A 23,629-nucleotide genomic window follows, 5' to 3' on the forward strand; every position below is an offset into this window, starting at 1 on the left:
AATAGATTGATGTTGTAACACTCGTTTTCTGAAACACATCATTTGACTTTTTCCGTCAAGTTGTAAACAAACCATTTGGATGTAATAATACTTATATAATAAATAAATATTTCACCAAATGATTTAGATAGAAAAGTGATTATTTGGACTATTCCGTTCTATTTAACATCTCTTAATAACATTTTGGAGTGAGTTTACGATGACCGCTATGGACCTCAATTTTCCGATAAAACGCGAAGCGCCTTTTCGCGAATGGTCACCCTGCATTCACTATGCGCAGTTTCAACGCATGGCGACGGGATCACTCCCGCAGCGCCGGTTATACGATTTTGAACTGCTCTATGTATACCAAGGGGAAGCCGCTACAACGATGTACGGGAACCGCTATCGCATCGAAGCCGGTCAACTGATCTTCCTGCCGTCCGGCGTTTACCACCAGAATGAGGTGGTCTCCCATCCTGACGCGCGATTTTTGGGGATTCATTTTGATTTTTTTGATGAGCTGGACATACAGACCGAAGCGGATATGATCGTGAATGAAGTCGTGCTGGATACGGATAAATTCGCGCATGAAGCGGTGTCCTCCTCTTTTCCCCCGCTCTCTTCCCGTGTCATCTACACACCTCCGCTGCCTTGCGTTCAGATGATGGAACGAATCGTGGAGGAATTCACCCTGCGTCCCGCCGGCTATGAGCTTGCCTGCAAGGGGCTGATGCTGGATGTGCTGGTTCAACTGCTTCGGACGCATCCTTCCCAAGCCTTGACGGAAACGTCACCGCACGATGCCACACTGATTGAACTGATGTCTCAAATCGAAAAAACTCCAGCCAAAGACTGGAGCAACAAAGTAATTGCGGAGCATTTAATGTTAAGCCCGGATCATACCGCCAAATTGTTTAAACGCTTTGCGGGGATGCCGCCAAGTGAATTCGTGCAATCCGTTCGTCACCGCGAAGCGCGCCGGCTTCTCCGGGAAACCGACATCTCGATCGAGGCGGTTGGCGAAGGGGTCGGATACCCGGATATTCATTATTTTAGCCGAATCTTCCGCAGACTGGAGGGGATTACCGCTACCGATTACCGCAAACTTTCAAGAATTCTGTAAAGTGGGCAGGCCATGGTCAGCACCTGCATGCGTTCTAAGCCAGCGGTCCATTCGATCAAGCGCTTCGCTCAATTGATCGGGCGAAGCGGCATACGAGCAGCGAATAAAGCCTTCGCCCCCGGTGCCAAACACATGACCGGGTACAACGGCCACCTTTGCCTCTCGAAGCAATCGCTCCGCAAACTGCTGGGAGCCCAAACCCGTTCCGGATATGCTGGGGAATGCGTAGAAAGCACCCTGGGGATCGCGGCAGCTTAGGCCGATATCGGTCAGACCCTGCACAAACATCCTTCTGCGTTCATCATAAGCCTGCTTCATCACGTCCCGATCCCCGAGTCCATTTCTTAAACATTCGAGAGCCGCAATCTGCCCCATGATGGGCGCGCAGAGCGCGGTATACTGATGAATCTTGACCATGGCGCTCACCAGGTGGGAGTCGCCGCAGAGGTAACCGACCCGCCAGCCCGTCATCGCAAAGGCTTTGGAAAATCCGCCGATGACGATAGTGCGCTCCCGCATCCGAGGCAGCGAAGCAATGCTGGTATGCGTGCGGCCGTAGGTAAGCTCGGCATACATCTCGTCTGAAATCACCACCAAATTGTGCATAACCGCAAGGCGCGCAATCGGTAGCCAATCCTCGTAGGTCATCACGGCGCCTGTCGGATTGCTTGGAAAGTTAACAACGATCGCTTTCGTCCGGGGGGTAATCGCCTTCTGCAGTGCATCCGCAGTCAATTTGAACTTATGCTCTGCGGAGAGCTCCAGTTCGACGACAGCTCCCCCGTTCAATTGCACAAGAGGAGCATAAGCGACATATCCCGGCACGGGAATAATAATTTCATCCCCCGGCGAAATGAGCGCCCGCAGCGTAAGATCAATCGCTTCGCTGCCGCCAACCGTGACCAGTATCTCTCTCGTCGGTTCATATTGCAGCTGGAATCCGGTATCCAGATATTTCGCAATCTCTTCCCTTAGCTCCATCAGCCCTTCATTCGGCGTATACATCGTGCGGCCACGCTCCAGAGCTCGTTTACAGGCCTCAATCGCACATGCAGGCGTCACAAAATCCGGTTCCCCCACACCGAGAGAAATGACGTCATCGTCCGCTTCCGCCGCATTAAAAAATTGCCGGATGCCGGAAGGCGGCATGGCTTGCACCGTTGATGTTAGAAAGCTGCTCGTTGTATTCATATGCTTCTACTCCTTGCCTTCGCTTTTTCGTTCCGATAATGAAGTTTCAATGATGGCATCCAAAAGTCCGCTGAACGAATAGCCCGCCGCTTTCGCGCTTCTGGGCAGCAAACTGTTCTTCGTTAAACCCGGGAGCGTATTAACCTCCAAAATATACGGAATCTCTTCCTTCAGGATGATATCGATTCGGGCATACACACTGCACTTCAGCGCCTTATAGCATTGAAGCGCAGCCGTGCGCACCCGCTGCTGAAGTTCGGCGGGAAGCTCAATCACCTGCTCATCCGCTTCGCCCTCTTCGTATTTGGATGTATAATCGAAAAATTCGGAGTTCGGCTTGATGGACACAATCGGGAGCATCTCACCGTTCAAAACCGGGCAAGTGATCTCTTCCCCCTCGATCATTTGCTCGATCATCACGGAGCGGTCCCATCGCAATGCCTCTTCTACGGCGGAGGCAAGGGCAGCCGCATCACGCACAATCCGAGTACCAACGCTGGACCCGCCCGCGTTTGGCTTCACCACGACAGGATAACCGAGTCCCTCCACGTCGGCGGCGGCCAGCTCCTCCATACTGCTGACCATGACCCAATCGGCTGTAGTCAATCCCTCGTACCGCAGCAGCTTCTTACTCAGGTCTTTATCCATGCAGACACTGCTGGAGAGAACGCCGCTGCCGGTGTACGGGATGCCCAGGGAGTCGAGTGTGCCTTGCACCGTCCCGTCTTCCCCGTATTGCCCGTGCAGGGCGAGCAAAGCCATATCGATGCCTTTGGTTTTGCTGATCAGCTCGCGTTTATCGTTAATCTCGATCGGATAAACCTCGTAGCGGCTTTTATCCAAATGCGCGATCATCTCTTTGCCGGTCATGAGCGAAACTTCCCGCTCGGATGATACGCCTCCCATGATGATGCCAACCTTCATGATGTAGACCTCCTAAAATCTATAATAATTCTATACGCTGATTGCCTTATGCATCACTCCGCATGCGGATTATTCTTCCGATCTCTGTTGCCCTCAGATTTCTACTGATTTGAATATTCGTTGTTGAAATCCGATTGCAAAGGAGAACGCTCCGCTTCTTCAGAATAATTCCGCCTTCTCCGTTGCAGCCAATAACCATTTTCTCAGGCAAACTGTTTCCTTGGATGCTAATCAGCACTCCGCATGCAGATTGTTCTTCCGATCTCCGTTACAGCCGGATTACACCAGCTTCCTCGCCGCCTCGCCGATGATCCGGATCCCCTTCTCGATGTTCTCGTCGGAGACGCGGGAGAATCCGAGACGCATGGTGTGATGGCCGCCGCCATCGGTAAAGAAAATGTCGCCCGGCGTGAATACCACGCCCTGGGCTGAGCAGGCTTCCAGCAGCTCGCGGGTTCGGAATTCGGGGCCGAATTCAACAAACAGGTGAAGCCCGCCGTCGCCGGACAATCGCTCCATCGGGATCCACTCCTCGCAGCAGCGGATCGCAAGCTCATATTTTCGCTTGTACTCGGCCTTCGCCCTCTTTAAATATTTCTCAAAGTTGCCGTTGTACAGATATTGAAAGAGCAGGGACTGATCCAGCGTCGACGTGTGAATGCTGCGGGCGCGCTTTACGCTTTCCAGATAATGAATCAGCGTCTTGTCGGCCAGCACCCATCCGACTCGCAGGCCGGGAAACAGAATCTTGGAGAAACTGCCTAAATAGATCACGCTGTTGTTCTCGCCGCCTGCACATGCAACGAGAGGCGCGATGTGTGAACCCGAATAGCGCAGCTCTTCGTTGAAACCATCTTCAATAACGGGAATTTCGTACTCATTCAGCAGTCGGAGCGCTTCCAGCCTCTTCTGGTGAGACATGACGATTCCTGTAGGATTATGATAGGAAGGCACAAGGTAGGCCATGTCGTACGTCCGCTCCGACAGCTCGCGCGCGAGCCCTGTCAGGCTGATGCCATCTGGCTCCATCTCGACGCCGGTAATGGCGTACCCGTGCATTTTAAAATTTTTAATGGCAGTATGATGGGTTGGATTCTCGCACAGAATGCGGCCATGCCCTTTGTTCAAGGCGGATAGCACCAGACTTAAGCCTTCCGTAAAGCCACTGGTGATCAGCATATCCTTCCCTTGAATATTCACGCCCTTGTTCTCCATATAACGGAGGAGATAATCAATAAGGGGTTTATAGCCCTTGGCGTAACCGTAGTTTAGAAGTACATCACCTTCAAGCGACATTCGGTCCAGAAATGCACGCTTTACATTTGGCAGGTCGAACAGCTTCTCATCAGGGGCGATGCTTGTAAAAGATATGGAGCCCTTCTCAGCACGAATGCCGTGTTTCATCAGATCATGCGCTTCCGCAAGCCTGGCGTATTCGTTCAGGCGTAACCCCCAATCCAGCCGTTTGCCTTCGGGCTGCATGGATGCTCCGCTGATCGAAAGGACAACAAAGTGCCCTTGCCCTTTAACCGCATAGATATAGCCTTCGTCCTCCAAATCCGAGTATGCGCTCAGCACCGTATTACGGCCCACTCGAAACAGCGTGCTTAGCTCACGCGTGGAGGGGAGCTTCTGATCGGCTTGCAGCGCCCCGGTTGTCATCAAGCGCTTCATGTAATCCTTGACTTGAATATACGCCGGGCGGTCATTCGCCAACTTGAAATCCAAATACATCGTTCATTTCCCCCTTGCTCTAATGATGGCATAATTTCGGCGGCACCACTAGAACCACAGCAGGCCTCTTTCGCCTCGGGCGTGGTTTGCCGATAACCATGGCAGAACACAGGCCATCCTCATCTCTAGGATCGGACTGCCCTTTGCACCGGTATACCTTGAATACCTGCACTTTCTCTTTATCATGGAACCATACGAGATCATGCACAAGCAAGAAAGAACATTCTAGGTATCCATCTGGCAAAAAAACAAATCGTGATGCAAATCAAAACGGCCCCAACTTCTCAAAGGAAGATGGGGCCGTTTTGCACAGAATTTATGCGGTCTGATTGACCATAAATAGGCTTAATAAGTCGTAAGCACACCGGTGCGGTTACTTCACAACCAAACTTTCCTTGATCTTATCGTTGATCCACTGCCGCTTCGACAGCAGCCATTCCTGCTCCCTCGGATATGTCTTGAAGGTGATCGGCTCTTCGAGCCCTTCCTCCAGCGCCTGGAGCACAGCCTCCCTGCCGATTCTCGTCTCCAGCAGTTGAAGCGCTCTCAAATCCTGAAGCGCTTCCTGGAATACCTTCAGCCGAATGGATTCGATCGGTCCTTCTTCACCAGGGTATACCACAAAAGCATCCCCGGAAGGAAAACCGCAATCCGCATCCGTCACCTTGAACGGGTCAATGGCGCGCTTCGAGTATTGCGAATTCCAAAAGTTATATCCCCAGTGGAGAAATCCCTCGATGTTAAACTTATACAGCTGGATCCCGATGATCCGGTTTCTTGCCGAGGGCAGATTAAAGAATCGGTTGGACACTTCCTTGTACTGGGAACAGCAATAATAGGTCCACAGCGGCGTTACCTCCTGGTCCAGGAAAGGCTCGATGTGGTTGCTTGCAGGAATCGGGCGCTTCACCAGGCCTTCCTCATAAAACGAAATATCGGATAGTGCATCAATGATCGGGTAATCCGGCAGCAGCTCGTTCATCAGCCGGCTTGCATGACCGTAAGCCTTCAGATGGGACACGGACGGCTCATCGGATACATGGAAATAGCAGCGCTGCTTAAGTCCCCGGCCTTCAATCCAGCGGGTCAGGACCGGTATGAATTGTCGGATGAAGGCATGATACTCTTCTCCGGTCGCATCCGTCTCCCATCCGAACAGCTTCTCGGGCTTTCCGTTCACATTGGCGATAATCTTCGGCGCATGCCCGGCTCCCCACTGGGTGAAAAGATGAGAGAATTCCAGGTACTGAATCCCATTGGAATCACATAGGTCTGCCCAGCGGTCCAGCTTATCAAAACCAAACGTATACGCTCCATCTGGGGTTACGGCGACGTCAACCAGCTGCACCGTTGGCCGTTCTCCTCCCACTTCCGTATCCAGCGGAGGAGTAAACAAGGGGGTCAGGATCATATTGATGCCATTCTGAGCGGCGGTTTGCATAAACTGACCGATCAACGCCCAGTGCCGTTCACTAAATATGTCCACCTCGTAGTAGTTCGCCAAACAATCGGCATGGAACCATTCCGTATGAATCAGCGTCTGGTCCGGCAAGGTTGCCGGTATCACTTCGAGCGTGAACACCTCTTCTCCAAGCGACTCGCCCGATTCCGCTTCAAAACGGATCCGGATTTCATATGTACCACCCTTGATCTCACCCTCAGGCTGTACCGTAATCCACAGACTTCTCCACTGGTTCGGGCATCCGGTTACAACAGGCTCTGATGCCAGAAGCAGCAACGGGTCCGGATACAGCCCGGGCGCAGCTCTTATGATAAACTCGTCATGATCATGATACGTAGGCAGCTCCGATGGAACCAGGCCTACCGAACGGATGGTAATCCGTTCACTCAACGATGATTGCAGATGAACCCGGATGTTTTTTAACAAGCGATTGGAACGGTATGCAACTTGAAACGAGTACGTCTCATTGCCAAACGAAGACCCTCTGTCATACGAGGCTTGGGACAGTTCTTCATCGGCAAACACTTTGGACAAAGAGCTTAACAGCCGGGTCTCAAATGATACGGAATGGCTCATGCAGGTTACATCCTCTCTACAATGAAATGGGATACTTTCACGTACATATTACACTAAACTGGATGGAACGGAAGGTAAATTTTACGTTTTCGAAAAAAAGGAGCCACCGCCCTGTTGCGATGGCCGCCTTATTATGGCACCATACCGGAATTCCGCCGGATGTTAGAATTCTCTCACCAATCCTTCGAACTCCGATATACTTCAAAGCCGGACAGGCGCGGACACCATCTCGATTCCAAAATGGTAAGCCGGATATATTGAGCCCGTACAGCGGGAAAGCGGCAGATGCGTTTGCGCCCGATTACCGTCCCGGATTGGATCGTGTGCCAGTTCCCGTTTTCCATATATTCAAGCTCGAAGCGCTCGATCCGCTGCCCGTACCGGTATTCAGCCAATACGATATGATCAAAATCGATCGCCCGCCCAAGGTCCAGCTCAATCACGGCGTATTCCGTACCGTCCTCTGGGCTCCAATACGTATCCTTGCTGCCATCGACAACAAATCGAGCCTCCAGCCCCGCCTTCGTCTCGGATGCCGTAACATCCGCATCAGCAGCCAGATTGGTATCGAACGTTGTTCGAATGGCGTCACCCAGTTCCTGCAGACGCTGCAGATCATTCTCATGAACGAGTCCGCGGGTATCCGGCGGAATATTGAGCAGAAAGGTGGCATTGCCGCCAACCGAGCCGTAATAGATATGCAGCAATTCTTCCAGCGATCGGACTTTTTCGTCTTCGGACGCATGGTAGAACCAGCCGGGACGGATCGAGGTATTGACTTCGGCCGGATACCATACCAGCTCCTTCTCGCCCTGAATGACGCTCCGGCTGCCGAGATCCTCTTCGCTCGATTCATAGCGGCGGGCAAACTCCCGATCATCGGTTTGCTGCGACTTTTCCTGGATCGCTTCATTCTGGCGCAGCGACGCCGGAACGACGCTCCACTCCGACTCCCTGCAATGTCCCGCTTCATTCCCGCACCAGCGAATGTCCGGTCCGCATACCGAGATGGCGGCATTCGGCTGCAGTTCCCGAATCAGGGCGTAGTACGACTCCCAATCGTATTCCTGACGCTTGCCATTCGGACCTTCGCCGCAGGCTCCGTCAAACCAGACGCTGAATATCTCGCCGTAGCCGGTCAGGAGCTCTCTTAGCTGATTCAGAAAAAATTGATTGTACCGCGGCGAATCCCCATACGACGGTTCATGCCGGTCCCAGGGGGACAAGTAGATGCCGAACTTGATTCCCTCTCTCCTGCAGGCATCGGCAACCTCCTTCACCACATCCCCGTATCCGTTTCGCCACGGGCTGTTCTTCACGGAATGCTCCGTATGCTGACTCGGCCATAAACAGAAGCCGTCATGATGCTTGCAGGTCAGGATCAAGCCGCGCATGCCGGCACTGACACAAGCGCTCACCCACTGATCCGCATCCAGCTGCTCCGGATTGAACAGGGCCGGATCTTCTTTTCCCGTGCCCCATTCCATATCCGTGAACGTATTGATGGTAAAATGAAAGAAGGCGTAGAACTCCATCTCCTGGACGTCTAATTGACGTTCCGAGGGCTTAATATTGGCAGCGTATTCAATGAAATTGTGCAAGCGATAAACCTCCTATACCTCTATCCTTGGTTGTCTAATGCTTTCTGATGAATCTCCAGATACTTATCCAGCTGAAGCCCCTTAAATCCGCTGACATAGGCATCCCAGTCCTTCTCGATGTCCTTGCTGTCGGTTACGAATTGGGCCAGATTCGATTTCACGTAATCCTGAATCGTCTTCTGAATCTGCGCGATGAAGGTTGCATCTTTCGGATCGATGAACACATCCGTCGGGTACACCAACTCCGGTTTGGCAAAAGGCTCGTATTTCTTCGCAGCCAGCCACAAACGATACTCATAAGCCCCGTTTCCAAGCGGATCTTCCGGAGCGGCAAAGGATTCGCGGAGGGAGTTCACCATCAGCATCGTGCCAAGCTGCCACCAGGTTACGTCAAGCGATCCCTCGGGCACATCCCGCTTCAGCGCTTCGTATGCGGCCGGTTCGCCATTGTAATCAAGCGCACCGGACTCCGCCTTCCGCCATCCGTCTCCTTCAAAGCCCCAGGAGGTCATCACGGTGCCTTCTTCGGAGAACAGGTAATCCGCCAGCTTGATCGCCGCGATCCGCTGCTCCTCCGTCGCTTTGTTCGTAATGACAAACGATCCATCCCCTGCTCCGACGCTATAACCTGCAAGCTGCACGCCATTCGGTCCTTTCAGCGGGGGAACGACATCGTATTCCTTATGACGGGGCTTCGCGTCGGTTGGTTCCAGCACGCTGCTGATCAGTGCATAACCAACGGCGCCGACCACATTGTCCGTTTTGTTGCCGAGCTGCTTGACGGCATCGCCGTTTTGGGTAAACGCTCCTTTGTCGATCAGTCCTTCGCTGTACAGTTTGTTGAGATATTTTAAACCTTCCTTCCACTCGGGCTCAGCCGCGGACAAAATCACCTTGCCATCCTTCACGCTTAAATAGGTTGTGCCATTGTTATATATAAAAGCATTCATCAAAAAGGCGTCAACTCCTCCTCCCCACACATCAAGCGAAGTGGTCATCGGTATTTCGTCGGCCTTGCCGTTCCCGTTCGGGTCCTGCTCTTTAAAGGCTTTCAACACTTCATAGAACTCATCGGTTGTGGTTGGCATCTCTAGACCTAACTTCTCAAGCCAGGTCGTATTGATCCACATCCGCTGGCCATACGTACAGTGCAGGCATTCATTCACCTTCGGAAGCGCATAAATATTGCCGTCCGGCGCGGTCATCGCCGATTTTAAATAGGAGACCTCCTCCATCGCCTTTTTAATGTTAGGTGCATGCTTGTCGATTAACTCATTCAAGGGAATAAAGGCTCCCTGCATTCCGTACTTGATCTGATCCGCTTTGGATATGCCGGCATTCATAATGAGCGCCGGATAGTCACCGCTTGCCAGCATCAGCAGTTTCTTATCGTTAAATACCGCGTCAGGTGTCGTATTCCACTTAAATGTAAGCCCCAGCTTCTCTTCGATATGCTTGGAGAATGGATTGACATCGAGACTCTCGATGCCGGCGGACTGAGGAGCAAATACCGACAGTTCAACGGGTCCCCCTGACCCCGGAGGGCTTGCCGGACCTTCAGTTCCTGTTTCACTCGTCTTGCCGCAAGCGGATAGAGCCAACACTGCCACGAGAACCAGACTTAAACCTAATCCAGTGAACCTTTTCAAATGAATTCCTCCCTAATATGGAATACCTGCCCGTACTTCGTAAGTGAAACCGTGTTTGCATATACCCCCTATATGTCCGAACATCGGAATTACCTATTCTATAGTGCCGGCCTCACCTCCTTCACGGAATAGGAATCACCCTTTTAAGGACCCGATCATTACGCCTTTGACAAAATACTTCTGCACAAACGGGTAAATGATCAATACCGGGGCGCTTGCCACCACGATCAGCGAATACTTCAGCAAATCCTTCAGCCCTTCACGGACTAACAGCTCGTTGACGTTCGTCACCATCTCGGCGCTGACGGAATTCAGGATCAGAATATCCCGCAGGAAGATCTGAAGCGGAAACAGGCTGCTGTCCTTCAAATAAATCAAGGCATTAAAATAGGAGTTCCAATGGCCAACGGCAAACATTAGCGCGAGCACGGCCAGAATCGGCTTCGATAGCGGAAGAACGATTTTAAGGAAAAAGGTAATGTCGCTGCTCCCGTCCATCTCGGCCGCTTCAGCCAATTCTTCCGGGATCGTCGTCTGAAAAAAGGTTCTGGCGATGATGACCTGAAACACGGCTAGCGCCCCCGGTATAATCATGGCCCAGCGCGTGTCGAGCATGCCGAGCGACTTCACGAGAAGATAGTTCGGAATGAGCCCGCCGTCAAAAAACATCGTGAACACCAGCAGCATCATGATGATGTTGCGAACGTAAAACGTTTTGCGGGCGAGCGGATAGGCAAGCATCACAGTGAATGCGACATTCACGATCGTGCCGACAACGGCATAGAACAGCGAGTTGCCAAACCCGATCAGAATATTGGAATTTTGGAACACCGCTTTGTAGCCGATCAGGGTTACATCCACCGGCCACAGCCACACTTTGCCCGAGGACACTGCGCCCGGAGAGCTGAAGGATGCGCTTACAATATGCAGCAGCGGAAACAGGATGACGATCAGTACGACAGACAGAAACAAATACACGATACCAAGGAAAATCCGGTCTGCAGCGGACTCCCGTACGGTTGATCTGCTCATGCGCTACCTCCTACCATAGACTTGTGGATGAAACTTTTCGGGATACGTAATTGACGATGACCAACAGAATGAAATTGATAACGGAATTGAACAGGCCGATGGCGGCGGAGAAGCTGAAGTTGGCTCCGAGCAGGCCGACCTTGTACACATAGGTAGAGATGACTTCGGACGTGTTCTGATTGAGCGGGTTTTGCATGAGATAAATTTTCTCAAAGCCCAGACTCATCAGATTGCCCAGATTCAATATGAGCAAAATGACGATGACCGGAAACAAGCTGGGAATATCGATATTGATGATTTTTTGTAGCCGGGTCGCCCCGTCCACTCTGGCCGCCTCGTACAAATCGGGATTGACTCCCGCCAAGGCCGCAATATAGATGATGGCGCCGTAACCGGTGAACTGCCACATATCGGACCAGACATAGATTGACTTAAACAGTTCCGGGACGCCCAGAAAATCTACGGTCTCCAGTCCCAGCGCCCGAAACAGGTTGCTCATCAGCCCGGTGTTGGGCGAGAGGTTCACGATCAGAATCGAGACGATGACCACCGTTGATATGAAGTACGGCGCGTACGTCACCATCTGGACGGTTTTCTTGAAGCGGCCGTTTCGGATTTCATTCAGTGCCAGCGCTAACAGAATGGGGGCCGGGAAACCGACCAGCAGGCCGTACAGGGAAATCTCGAGCGTGTTGCGGACATACTGCCAGAAGAACGGAGCGTCAAACAATTGCTTGAAATAATCGAACCCTACCCAGGGACTGCCGAATATCCCCTGTACGACGTTGTATTCCTTGAATGCAATCAAGACGCCGAACATCGGAACGTATTTGAAGAGGATGATGTAGACTAACGGGAAGAACACGAGCAGATAGAATTGCCAGTGCTTCATCAGCTTCTTCCTCGTTCGGTTCATGGGCTTGTTTGGTGGTAAATTCGTTGGCGCCTGTGCATCTGCAGGTACTGGGATTGCGCTGCTCATACGAGCCACTTGGGTCACCCTCCTTCGCTTTGTGTTGATCCCAAGTCTAGGGCCGACAACGCCATCCGATCAATAAACAAGATTCTCCGAATCAACGTATTTCCGCGAGCAGAGGGTACTATAGAGCCGACAGGCCGTAAGGGCGAATAAACCTTTTTCCGTCGCTAAACCTATCTCCGTTTACAGCAAAAAGCCCGCGGGACGGTTCATCCGCAGGACTCTCTGCTTGGTTATATATGCATGACCTAGTCAGAAGGATTCTCTACTTGATCAGTATGTATGAAGCAGTCAGAAGGATCGTTAGTTCTCGTAATTCTGCTGCTTATAAGCAGCCTGCTCACGGTAATCCCCCGGTGACATCCCCATCAGCTTTTTAAACATCCGGCCAAACGAGATGGCATTGGAATACCCAACTTCGGTCGCGATATCTTGTACAGGCAGCAAGGTCTCTTCGAGCAGCTTCCGGGCATGGTTCATCCGCAGCTCAATTAAATAATCCACGAATTTCTGGCCGGTCTCCTCCCGGAACAGCTTGCTCAGCGTCTTCCAGTTCATATTGAAGCGTTCGCTTAAATAATTGAGAGACAGATCCGGATTGCTCGAGTTCTGCTCCATAAACAAGCGCACCTTCTGAATCGTGTCCGCATGATTTCGGCCCTCCATGAGAGCGAGCATACTGTCGTACAGAGCGGATAAAGCCTCCCCGAACTCCTGTTCCAGCTGCTCCAGTGTATCGGATGATTGGAGCGCGTTCCGTAACGCAGGCTGCCCCTCTGTCAGCCACAAATCCTGAAATTCTTTTGCCATGCACGACATTTCACGTCCGAGCGAGTACATCATGTAATCCACCAGGTTCACCACGCCGTCCCGGTCCAGCATATTTTGTCCAATGTTATGGATGAGGGCATTGTATTTCTCCTGCCAATCCCTGTTGCCGAGCCGGAAGGATTGAGCCATCGAGCGGATCAGGTTCAAGAAATCAAAGGCATGGCCCCGCTCCTCCCCGGATACTTGGGTGTAATGAATGATTCGATTCTCGCCGAGGATCATTTTGTATTTCAATGCGGTGCGTGCCTGCTCATAGGAGTCCGGGATATCCGTATATCGCTCCGCTTTCTCCCCCATACCAACGGTTATGGTCAGCTTCAGATGCTGCTCCACCCACTGGCGGGCCTGCTCCAGCAGCGTGACCACATGCTGTGCTGCGTCCTGGTCATCCGCCATCGTCATCACACCCAGCTTCGAAGCGGATATCCATTCTGTCCAAACACTCGTTTCCTGCCCGGCTGCAATTTCTTGAACGACGCTTTTGAGGGCAAATTTGATCAAATACTGGTCCTGCAGCGGGTACTGCTCGCAGAACAATGGATATTTATCGATTTCGATGACATTGACGATCTGTGATTCGGACAAGTCCGGCAGTCCCATGGCGTCCCGCTGCTCGTTCCACTGCTCCATATGGGACGGGTACTGCCCCTCCATCAGCTGCTGGAACAGATACGCTCTGCGCAGCAGCAGATCCTCCCGATGCTGCTGTTGAAAGCTGCTCGCCTGTTCCAGCATACTCTCGAGTGCCGATTCGATAAATGCGAACTCATCCTGTTTACTGTTATGGATCAGCGCGCTCGTTTTAGACTGCGAATAATGATGAATCCGGGACACGATGGCTTCAATCGGCTTATAGTTTCGGCGCGTAACCAATACGATCCAGACAACCCCGGCAACGCACATGAGCAAGCCGACGATAAACCAGATATTGTACAGCTGACTGACGATACCAACCACTCTGCCTTGAGTAAGACCTCCCTCATATACCCACCCGGTATAAGGCGAAACCGCCTGGGAGACAAGCTCCCCACTCTCTGCCATTGAGGTACCGGAGAGCATGGACTGCCCCTGCGTATCCTTCACATGAATAAAACTAACATCGGGATTTACCATGCCCTGAATCATGTTATGTATGGCGTCCACCTTGATATTAACGGCAATAACGCCTTTCCCATGGGTAACAAAGGGTGCATCTCGAACCAGTGTTACTACATGCTGCATGCTGTTGAAGCTGAACTCCCGGAAATTTCGCATCGCACTCCATTTTGCTTCACTATTGACCTGGCCCAAATAAGGCTTGAGAAAGTCATAATCCGCATAATCCGGCAAGTTGAACGAGGATGAAGTACTCAGGACGAACTCATCCTGGGTCCGCACGAGCACCATGGAATCCACAAGCGGATTGGACACCTTGAACTGCTTCATGGCCTTCACCGCCTGCATGTTCAAATAGACGTTGTCCTGATCCTCATGATTGAAAAATCCCGACATATCGGGGTTGAACAGCAATTCCTGCACGAGCATCTGATCGATGGCCTTCAGCGAGTTGTCCACCGAACGCATCGCCTGATGAATCATCGTCTCATTGGCCTGAATCGCACCTTGCCGAGACTGTTCCCCGAGCATTTGGAAAAAGACAAAAAACACAAAGGAAATCACGATAAAGAAGACGGGCATATACGATAAAAGCTGACGGTAAAACCACGCTTTTCTTCCCATAGGCATCCCCCCCCGAGCGAATAATTCCTTATCTCATCGTCGATTTGAAGTAATTTCATCATAGAAGAATGAGCGGAGTTTACCAACACTTTTTTGAGAGCGGAAGAAAAACAAGTCTAAAGCATCACGACTTCCATAGCATTTACACCGCCCTTAACCTATGGTAATTATCTATTGCTCGGCAAAGAGCGGTCAGCCGCCGACAGACCGGAACTATGGATTCGGAGGAGTGGGCACCGCCGGTTCTCCCTCACGTCCAAGCCGCCGGCTTGCCGTTTCCCTGCGACCCGTCGCAGGAACATGAGCTCCTGCTTTGGCCAAACCGAATCTCGGCATGTTGTTGTACAGGCATTCATGCTGCCCTTCCTGAACAAGATAGGTTTCGTGGAATATCCCTACGTCCCCTCCCGTTCCGACCTTGCGGTTGAAATCCCGCCATGCCTTCAGGTGATTGGCTCCGTGGCATGCATAATGCTCCAGGTGTTCGAAGCTTCTCCAATATTGGATGAGGGTAAGTCCCCGTCCTGAAAAATGATAGGAACCGTCCATGAAGCCGAGCTCCTCCTTATTCCGGTACAGCTCCTGAAGCATCGGGGTCATGGCATTCATGACAGGCAGCCACTTATGGACCGCCCACCACTTGTTAATCCGAAACCCGATCACGAATACAACGAAAGATCCGTCCATATGTGCAGTATATCGACCTGGAATCACTTTGCCCATGCTTGTTCACTCCTCTTCCTTTATTTCAAGCAGACCCAGATGCGCTTCATAGAAGCGACCGACATCCGTTGAGCTGTACAATTGAGCCGTCAGAAACGCGCCATAAAAAATGGTGAAACAGATCTGCACGGCTTGCTCCAAGGTAAGGGCTTTGTTCAGCCTTCCGGCTTGAGCTTCTTCCTTCATGAACTGCTGGAACAAATCGTACATGTTGGGTGATCGGCTTCCCGCTTCCTCGTGACCGGGAAAGAGCAGCGATACTTCCGCAGGGCTCAGCTCCGGCATGCAGGGCTGCATGTTCTGCTCTGCGAGAAAGGAGATCAGGCTAGGCATCATACCAGGCCTCACTTGATGCTCCTTAGCCACTTGGGTTAGCAGATGCCGGAACGCCTGAAACCCTTTTTTCCCTTCCGTATCGATCTCGTTGACCCGCTCGGTCAGCCATATCCGCATAAAATAGATCAGCAGATCCTCTTTGCGTTGATAAAACTTAAAAAAAGTGACCTTGGATATTTCTGCGCGCTTGCAGATGTCCTCCAGCATAACTTGGCTGAACATCCGGTCCTTCATCAAGGATAATGCCGCTTCATACAGCGCGATTTTGTTCTTGGCTTTTTTTAATTCCCTTAATGGGATATCCGTATCCATTGTGATTAGCACCTCTTAAAAGTTAACTTGTGTAAATAAATTAACATAAGTTAACTTATTTTGTCAACATAGCCAAACAGACAGACAAAACACCCCTGACATCAGCAATGCTGATGCAGGGGTAATGGTTTACGTTCACGCTGTCTTTTGAACGTGGCCTCACTTCATTCACCAGTACATATCCCAATCTTTGAAGACCCTCACCAACGCCTCGAAATAGAAATAGTCCCCCCAAATGCAGCATTCGTCGATTCCGTTGCCAAGCGGCTTTCCGTAGACCGCATGCTGCAGAATGCCGTTGGATTCAGGGAGCGTTGCCGTCGTATATCGATCGCTTAAAGACGCCAGGATGCGGAGTGCCGCGTTCTCGTATGTACGGCGCTGCGGATGCGAGAGCGGTAAACGCTTCGCCAGCTCCAGCATTCCGCATACCGAAATGGCGGCTGCCGAGCTGTCCCTCTCTTCCTGCCCTTCGGTGAATATCAAATCCCAATAGCACACATCATCCTCAGGCAGCCGATTCAAATAGTAATTAGTGACTCGCTCGGCATCATGCAGCAGTGTTTCTTCCTTCGAATAGGCATAACTGAGCGGCATACCGTAAATGGCCCAGGCCTGACCGCGGGACCAGCACGAATGATCCGCATATCCTTGGGACGTTTGCCCAAACCTTGGTTCTCCGCTCTCGACATCCATATAATACGTGTGATATGTTGAGGAATCCTCGCGGATCAAATAACGAGCGGACTGCTGCGCATGGCTTATGGCAGCGCGCCGATACTCCAGTTTGCGGGTTTCCTCCGTCGCCCAATAGAGCAAAGGCAAATTCATGCAGCAGTCGATGATCATTCGGCCGCGTTGTGACGGCCTGTCTAGCTTGCCCCAAGCCTGAATGATCCCGGCTTTCTCGAAATACCGCTCCATCAGCAGGTCTGCTGCAGCCAAGGCAGTCCGTCTCGCTTCTTCATTCCCGGTCAGCTTATAAGCGGCAACGCAGGACAAGGAATACAAAAATCCCAGATCATGCGTCTCCGTGGCGATGCGCTGCTCCACGCGCTCCTTGTAGCTGTGGAGCTGAAGCTCCGCAATCGACCGGTACTTCGTTTCCCCCGTAACCTCATAAGCAAGCCACAGCATCCCGGTCCAGAAGGACGAGGTCCATTCCGTATTGCCGATTGGCTCGTAAATATGATTGCGGCTTGCAGGAGATGGAAACCGGCCCGAAAATGTGTCTAAATTCTCATCGATCTTATGCAGCACGAATTCGATGGCGGCTTCGGTCCTTTGCCGGGTCCATATCGTTGCCTCGCCGTATTTTAAAGGTTCCCGGATCGCTTCCATGGCTAATTGGCCACTCCTCTCCTCGTTTAAGCGTTACTGCCCGCTTGCGCTCACCCGATATTTGCCAGGGGTGACCCCCTCCAATTTCTTGAATGCCCGGATGAACACAACATCATTGGTATAGCCGACCAGTTGGGCCAGCTGCGCATTGGTCAGTTCCGATTGCTCCATCAATGTCTTCGCTTTCTCAATCCTCGCACGTGTAATATAGTCGGTGATATTGCATCGATTCATCTTTTTGAAGAAACTCGAGATATACTGCGGCGTCATGCCGAAATGGTCGGCAATCATGCCAAGTCCTAAATTATAATCGGTTAAATTCCTGTCGATGAATGCCATCATATCCTGCTGCAGCTGGATGCTGTGATCGCTATGCTCCGTATGAAAGAGACAAGTCAGTTTGTCATATAACCGCTTGGTCTCGGCTTGCATTTCATCACTTGTGGAACAACCGAATATGTGTTTGACGGGATCAAAGCTCGGGCCCAGCAGGCTTTCATGATCCGTGTTCGTCAAATTCAGTATTTTCAGAAAGGTGCTGATGATATTGAAGAACAAGCATCTTCCCAGTTCCGGGGTCATCCCCGCCGATTTAAAATTCATCGTATAAATATTGTCCAGCAGCTTGGCGACATTTTCCGTATCGCCGCCTCTCACATGGTTGACAAGCTGCGTCTCGAATTCGATCGGATAGTAATAATGATGCTTGATGTCCCGTACATGCCCGAAGTGAATGATGGAGTTTCTGCCGCTGAACATACGGTAATCCAGGGCGGCCATGGCTTCCAGATAAGCGCTGCCGATCGTTCCGTTTCCTCTGTGTACGCTGCTGACGGCAATCGTCACGGAAATATGGAAACGGTCCTCCAGTACCCGGAGCAATCGCTCTGCAATCTCATGAAGGAAGAGCTCGGCTTCCGCCTCCTCAACCGGATGGAAATTAACCAGGATCGCTACCCGGTCGCGTTCCATATCGACGGCGAATCCCTGATGACCCGAATTTGCGATATCCGTACCGATATTCGAGATAATAAACCGAATTTGCGTCCAATCTTGCTCGGATGGCTCCGGCGACAGCCTTGTAATATCCACGGCTTGAACAATGATTACGGCAAACTTCTCGGACGCGAAATGGATGCCCATCGTCACTAATGTCGGCCCCCCTTGATCCCCCGCATGATCCGGATCGATGTACCCCCGAATGAGCCTTGACAGAAAATCAGCGCGGATGACGGGCGTCTGCCTGAATAGTCGCTCCCTCAGATGCCGCTGCTCAACGAGCGAGCCTTCGATCGTTTGCAATATGAAATCATATTCGTTCGCGGCCGGCTTATCCTGAATCGGCTTTCCTTGAAGAATGGCATCCACCACCCGTTTGACGGGACTGTACTGTCGGTATGCAAACCAACAAGCAACGGCCGCTCCTGCGACAAGCGATGCGACAAACACCGTCAGCGCCATTCTCTTCAGTTGTGCTACTCGTTCCATGACACTGTCCATTGGCATGACGGACACATAATGCCAGCCGGCCTCCTTGGATTCCGTAAAGGTTACCATGCTGTCCGTGCCATTTAATGCTGTCTTGAACAATCCCGATGGACCGGCTAGTCTTTCCGTCACCTGCGCGGACAACTCCGAATCCGATGAGCTTGCAATTACGCCCCGTTCCTTATCGAGAATATATATCTCGCTGTCGTTGGCGGACTCGATTTGGCGGAACATCTCTTGAAGCTGCTGTCCATCAATCATAATAACCAGCGTTCCGCGGATATTGGACACGTCATGAAGCGGAAGGGATTGCGCATAGGTGATCACATCCGCCGGGTTGCCATTTCCTTGGTTCGGATTCTGCAGCAGCACATCGGAGGCCAGGAACGCCTTGTTGTGGTAGCTGCCAAGCATCGTCTGCTTCCATGTTTCAAAGTCCATATGCTCAAACCGGTAATACTTGTCGTAAAAGGTTCTTGCATCCGTCCGCAATCCAGGCTTCAGGATGACGTCTCCGGCCTGCAGATGAACATAGTAGTCCTTCACGAATCCGCTTACAAAAGATTGATAGCGATTTAAATAATCTCGGAGGAATTCTACCTGGCGGTACGCCCCTCCTTGATCATGCCGATCAAGATTCAGCAAATAAGCCAGTTTGGGGTTAAACATGATTTGCTTAGCCAAAATATCCACTTCTTTAAGCTTGCTGTCCATGGATAGCCGCAGCTGCTCCAGCATCGCCGAATTTGAACGCTCCGCATTGTTTTCCATCACGTTTTCCACCCGTCCATATAGAAAAAGCCCCACGGTCATAGGCAACAAAAGGATGAGCATATACGAAACGATCATGGTTTTCAAGACGCGTCCCCGGCTGCTCTTTCGCTTGCCGGGAAGAAGGCCGGGTATCGAGATCATGTCGCATTCCTCCAAGAAAATGTATGGAAACCTATTTCTTGAATCCTTCGCCGAACGGACTAGCAAACCCTTTAATAATTTTGATCACCCAGGTGAGAAGCGTCCCATTAAAGGGATGTCTAAGTTTGGGGTACATCGAAGTATTTAAAGCGCCTGAACTAATCGCACGGAACGAAGCTTCACGGCAGCCGCCTGCCAAATTTCCGGTCCAAAAGGTTTTGGCTTCGCAAGCTTGCTCGATAAGGTCAACGTATACGTGCCCGGATTCTCTATTACGATCCGCCCGATCGATGAATGAATCTCGGTGTACGGATGCTGACAAGAAATGGAGTCGCTGACGACCTTATCCTCTCGGGGAATACACGCAATCGTCTGTCCTGCTGCCCGTACGGTGACTTCATGATCATATTCCTGTTCCCAAACGGCATCGGATTTTTTGAAGTTGACGAGGTTGACTTCATATATGCCGGACGACGCTGCCTTGAAGGTCCACCGAGCCTCGTTCATCCCGTTGCCTGTCGTTATTTCCGACAGGACAAGATCCAACTTAACAGCGCCGTTTGCCTGTTGGATAAAACCCTGATCTACATCGATCCTGCCATCGAGTTCCAATGCAATAACCGATACATGGTCTTCTGGGGGAAGTTCAGGCAATCGGATCCGCATCTCGTGATGGTCCGTTTCCGGCTGATAGCTCTGGTGCACAGGAAGACATGTGCTGGGGTCCGTGAGCAGATAAGCTTTTTTAACCGTATTTCTTACGCCGTTCAATACCAAATCTTCCGCAGGCCAATAGCGATTGTACACATGCAGGAAGAGCGTATCTCCTTTCACCGTAACCGCTCCCCATTCCAACTCATAAGGGAACGGGCTTGCGCTTGTGCCGTAGACCGCCTCTCCATTTCGCGCAAGCCATTCGCCGACTTCCTCCAGGCGTAGAGTGGATTTTTCCGGAATTATGCCTGTTTCCGTAGGGCCGACATTGAGCAGCAGGTTCCCTCCCTTGCTTACGATGTGCACCAACTTTCGGATCAGAGCATCCGTCGATTTCCACACTTGATCCTTGGTGCTGTACCCCCACGATTGATTTAGAGTCATCGGCGTCTCCCATTCCCGCGTTTCCTCGCCATGCATCGGGATTTCATTGTCACCCTTGGATTGGTAGTCACCGAAATCAGGCCAATGGCTTACCCTGCTGTTAATCAGGCAATCGGGCTGAAGCCCACGGATCATGTTTACCATCGCTTCGCTCTCCTTCTTCGACAATCCCCCGGATGTGTCGAACCAGAGCAGCCCGACCGGACCATATTCCGTCAGCAGCTCACGCACTTGTCCCTTCGCTTTATGGTTCCAGTAACTAAAGAACGCCTTCTTCTCCAGCTCATAGTCCCATAGATTGTTAAACGTATCGTGAAGCGCATGCGGATGATGCCAATCAATGACATGGGAATAGTAAAAGCAAAGCCGGATTCCTTCCTCCCTGCAAGCCTCGGATAATTCCTTCAACGGATCCCGGCCGAATGGAGAAGCATCCACGATATTGAACGGGTCCGTTCGTGAATGGTACATGGCGAAACCATCGTGATGTTTGGCAGTGATGACGATATATTTCATGCCTGCCCTTTTGGCGCAATTGACCCAAGCCTTGGCATCATACTGCGTCGGATTGAATTCCTCGGCGAGTTTCTCATATTCCTTTACCGGTATTTTGTTGGCATACATGACCCACTCCCCTTTGCCGAGCAGCGAATATACCCCCCAGTGGATGAACATGCCGAATTTGGCATCCTTCCACCACTGCATCCGGCTCTTGCTTTCCGTTACGATATCTAATGAGTCAGCCATCGCTCTCCTCCTATTCCTTAATGGCGCCGATCAAAACGCCTTTGACGAAATATTTTTGCAAAAACGGATACAAAAGCAGTATCGGCAATGTGGAAACAATAATCGTTGCATATTTAATGGTGTCCGCGATCGCCATCCGGTCTCCCGAGGCCTCCGTCATCATGCTGTCGGTCGTATTGGTTATGAGAATTTCCCGGAGCACGAGCTGAAGTGGGAATAGCTCCCGGTCCCTTAGATAGATGAGCGCTCCGAAATATGAATTCCAATGTCCAACGGCATACCATAAAATCATGACGGCGATAACGGGCATGGACAGCGGAATAATGATCCGGAACAGAATAATCAGATCGTTCGCCCCGTCGATTTTCGCCGATTCCTCAAGACTTATAGGTACGGACTGAAAGGCAGTCCGCATAATGATCATATTGAACGTCCCGATCATCCCGGGGATCAGCATCGCCCAGATCGTGTTCAGCATCCCCAGGTTATTGATCAGCAGATAAGTCGGAATCAGCCCGCCGCCGAAAAACATGGTGATGACGATCAGCATCATCAGGACATTTTTGAAGTACAAATTTCTGCGGGACAGCACATATGCGCCGATCGCCGTGGCCACCAGATTGATGGCCGTTCCCGCCACAACGTAGATTAGCGTGTTCCGATATCCCGTCGTAATCATCGGATTGTTAAACACCGCCTTATAGGCTTCGAAGTTAATATCAAGCGGCGCGAACAGCAGCCCCCGGTGCTGGGCCAATGAAGCGGGATCACTGAACGAAGCGAAGGCAACATACACGAACGGATATAAGGTGACAAAGCAGAGGCCCGTCAGGATCAACGCATTCAAACAGACGAAGGTTATCTCGTCTGCGGATCGTTTGTTAGCCATGGATGCCCCCCTCTCTACCACAGTTTATGTTCGCTGACCCGCTTGCTGATCGAGTTCGCGAGTACAAGCAGGATGAAGCTGACCACCGCATTGAATAAACCAACGGCGGTCGTGAAGCCGTAATCCGTCTCCAGAACCCCTCTTCTGTAGACAAAGGTCGAGATCACGTCTGCCGTTTCATAAGTAAGCGGGCTGTACATCAGCAATACTTTTTCGCTGCCAACGCTAAGCATGGAGCCCATATTGAGAATGAAAATGATGATGATCGTCGGCAGCATGCCCGGCAGCGTGATGTGCAGCATCTGTTTCCAGCGGCCTGCGCCGTCCATCTTGGCCGCTTCGTACAGGGTCGGATCAATGGTGGCGATGGCAGCAAGATAGATGATCGAACCCCAGCCCACGCCTTGCCAAATGCCGGAGCCGACATATATCGTACGGAACCAGCTGGCCTCGCTCATGAACGGAATCGATTCGATGCCGAAAAAGCCCAGAATCTGATTCACCAAGCCATCTCTTGCGAGGAAATCGAACATGATCCCGGTCACGACGACGATGGATACGAAATGCGGCAAATACGATATCGTCTGAACCGTACGCTTAAACAGCCGGCTGCGGATTTCGTTCAGCAGCAGGGCAAGGATAATCGGTGCCGGAAACGCGAAGATGAGCTCATAGACATTGATCAGCACGGTATTGCGCAGAAGGCGTTCGAAATAATAGCTGTTAAAGAAATTGCGAAAATGCTCAAATCCGATCCACTCGCTTCCCCAAATACCGTCGGCAATGCTGAAATCTTTGAAAGCCATCAACAGACCGTACATCGGTCCATAGTGGAAGATGGCATAGTATAGAATAACGGGAAGCGCCAGTATGTAGACGAATTTGTTCCGTTTCAAATCGTTCGCAATCGTTGTCCATTTCCCTTTGCGATGCTCGAAGGGATACTTCTGGGTGGCTGACAATCGAATCCCTCCCTC

The 23,629-nt window shown here is 51.4% G+C and carries 17 protein-coding genes; 1 reads left to right on the plus strand and 16 read right to left on the minus strand.

Going from position 1 to position 23,629, the window contains the following annotated elements; translation table 11 throughout:
• The first annotated feature begins 199 nt into the window (after positions 1-199).
• Positions 200-1,105 (plus strand): AraC family transcriptional regulator, encoded by a 906-nt coding sequence (locus ACQKPA_RS04540; protein ID WP_427489732.1) that lies wholly within the window; start codon positions 200-202, stop codon positions 1,103-1,105.
• Here the strand turns inward: ACQKPA_RS04540 and ACQKPA_RS04545 are convergent.
• The 16 genes from ACQKPA_RS04545 to ACQKPA_RS04620 form a co-directional block, all read right to left on the minus strand.
• On the minus strand, positions 1,091-2,296 hold the full coding sequence (locus ACQKPA_RS04545) for an aminotransferase class I/II-fold pyridoxal phosphate-dependent enzyme (protein WP_427489734.1): 1,206 nt from the start codon (positions 2,294-2,296) through the stop codon (positions 1,091-1,093). The two genes, ACQKPA_RS04540 and ACQKPA_RS04545, sit on opposite strands and share 15 nt — an antisense overlap.
• 6 nt (positions 2,297-2,302) lie before the next feature.
• Positions 2,303-3,220 carry a D-alanine--D-alanine ligase gene (locus ACQKPA_RS04550; RefSeq protein WP_427489736.1) on the minus strand — a complete coding sequence of 306 codons (918 nt, stop codon included), beginning with the start codon at positions 3,218-3,220 and terminating at the stop codon, positions 2,303-2,305.
• A 279-nt stretch (positions 3,221-3,499) separates the two neighbouring features.
• Entirely contained in the window at positions 3,500-4,954 is a 1,455-nt protein-coding gene (locus tag ACQKPA_RS04555) for a PLP-dependent aminotransferase family protein (protein WP_427489738.1), read from the minus strand.
• A gap of 373 nt (positions 4,955-5,327) precedes the next feature.
• Positions 5,328-6,992: a DUF4091 domain-containing protein gene (locus ACQKPA_RS04560; protein WP_427489740.1), complete on the minus strand. Its 1,665-nt coding sequence runs from the start codon at positions 6,990-6,992 to the stop codon at positions 5,328-5,330.
• A gap of 173 nt (positions 6,993-7,165) precedes the next feature.
• A complete protein-coding gene (locus ACQKPA_RS04565) occupies positions 7,166-8,593 on the minus strand; it encodes an alpha-L-fucosidase (protein WP_427489742.1) in 1,428 nt (475 codons plus the stop codon).
• A 20-nt stretch (positions 8,594-8,613) separates the two neighbouring features.
• Positions 8,614-10,242: an ABC transporter substrate-binding protein gene (locus ACQKPA_RS04570; protein WP_427489744.1), complete on the minus strand. Its 1,629-nt coding sequence runs from the start codon at positions 10,240-10,242 to the stop codon at positions 8,614-8,616.
• Between the two features lie 135 nt (positions 10,243-10,377).
• Positions 10,378-11,274, minus strand: a complete 897-nt coding sequence (locus ACQKPA_RS04575; protein ID WP_427489746.1) for a carbohydrate ABC transporter permease — start codon at positions 11,272-11,274, stop codon at positions 10,378-10,380.
• A 10-nt stretch (positions 11,275-11,284) separates the two neighbouring features.
• Positions 11,285-12,256: an ABC transporter permease gene (locus ACQKPA_RS04580; protein ID WP_427490272.1), complete on the minus strand. Its 972-nt coding sequence runs from the start codon at positions 12,254-12,256 to the stop codon at positions 11,285-11,287.
• Positions 12,257-12,556: 300 nt separating this feature from the next.
• Positions 12,557-14,803: a helix-turn-helix domain-containing protein gene (locus ACQKPA_RS04585; RefSeq protein ID WP_427489748.1), complete on the minus strand. Its 2,247-nt coding sequence runs from the start codon at positions 14,801-14,803 to the stop codon at positions 12,557-12,559.
• A gap of 213 nt (positions 14,804-15,016) precedes the next feature.
• Complete coding sequence (locus ACQKPA_RS04590) at positions 15,017-15,526, minus strand: DUF4188 domain-containing protein (protein ID WP_427489750.1); 510 nt, start codon at positions 15,524-15,526, stop codon at positions 15,017-15,019.
• 6 nt (positions 15,527-15,532) lie between these two features.
• Positions 15,533-16,174 (minus strand): TetR/AcrR family transcriptional regulator, encoded by a 642-nt coding sequence (locus ACQKPA_RS04595; protein ID WP_427489752.1) that lies wholly within the window; start codon positions 16,172-16,174, stop codon positions 15,533-15,535.
• 168 nt (positions 16,175-16,342) lie between these two features.
• Positions 16,343-17,515 carry a glycoside hydrolase family 88 protein gene (locus ACQKPA_RS04600; RefSeq protein ID WP_427489754.1) on the minus strand — a complete coding sequence of 391 codons (1,173 nt, stop codon included), beginning with the start codon at positions 17,513-17,515 and terminating at the stop codon, positions 16,343-16,345.
• A gap of 33 nt (positions 17,516-17,548) precedes the next feature.
• Positions 17,549-19,918, minus strand: a complete 2,370-nt coding sequence (locus tag ACQKPA_RS04605; RefSeq protein ID WP_427489756.1) for a helix-turn-helix domain-containing protein — start codon at positions 19,916-19,918, stop codon at positions 17,549-17,551.
• Positions 19,919-20,062: 144 nt separating this feature from the next.
• Positions 20,063-21,763, minus strand: coding sequence for an alpha-L-fucosidase (locus tag ACQKPA_RS04610; RefSeq protein ID WP_427489758.1), 1,701 nt, complete (start codon positions 21,761-21,763; stop codon positions 20,063-20,065).
• 10 nt (positions 21,764-21,773) lie between these two features.
• The gene (locus ACQKPA_RS04615) at positions 21,774-22,652 is read right to left on the minus strand and encodes a carbohydrate ABC transporter permease (RefSeq protein ID WP_427489760.1); all 879 of its coding nucleotides are present in this window, start codon (positions 22,650-22,652) and stop codon (positions 21,774-21,776) included.
• 14 nt (positions 22,653-22,666) lie between these two features.
• Positions 22,667-23,614 (minus strand): ABC transporter permease, encoded by a 948-nt coding sequence (locus ACQKPA_RS04620; RefSeq protein WP_427489762.1) that lies wholly within the window; start codon positions 23,612-23,614, stop codon positions 22,667-22,669.
• Positions 23,615-23,629 lie beyond the last annotated feature (15 nt).

It is taken from the genome of Paenibacillus sp. NPDC093718 (assembly GCF_050279985.1).
In the GTDB taxonomy this organism is placed as follows: Bacteria; Bacillota; Bacilli; order Paenibacillales; family Paenibacillaceae; genus Paenibacillus_AQ.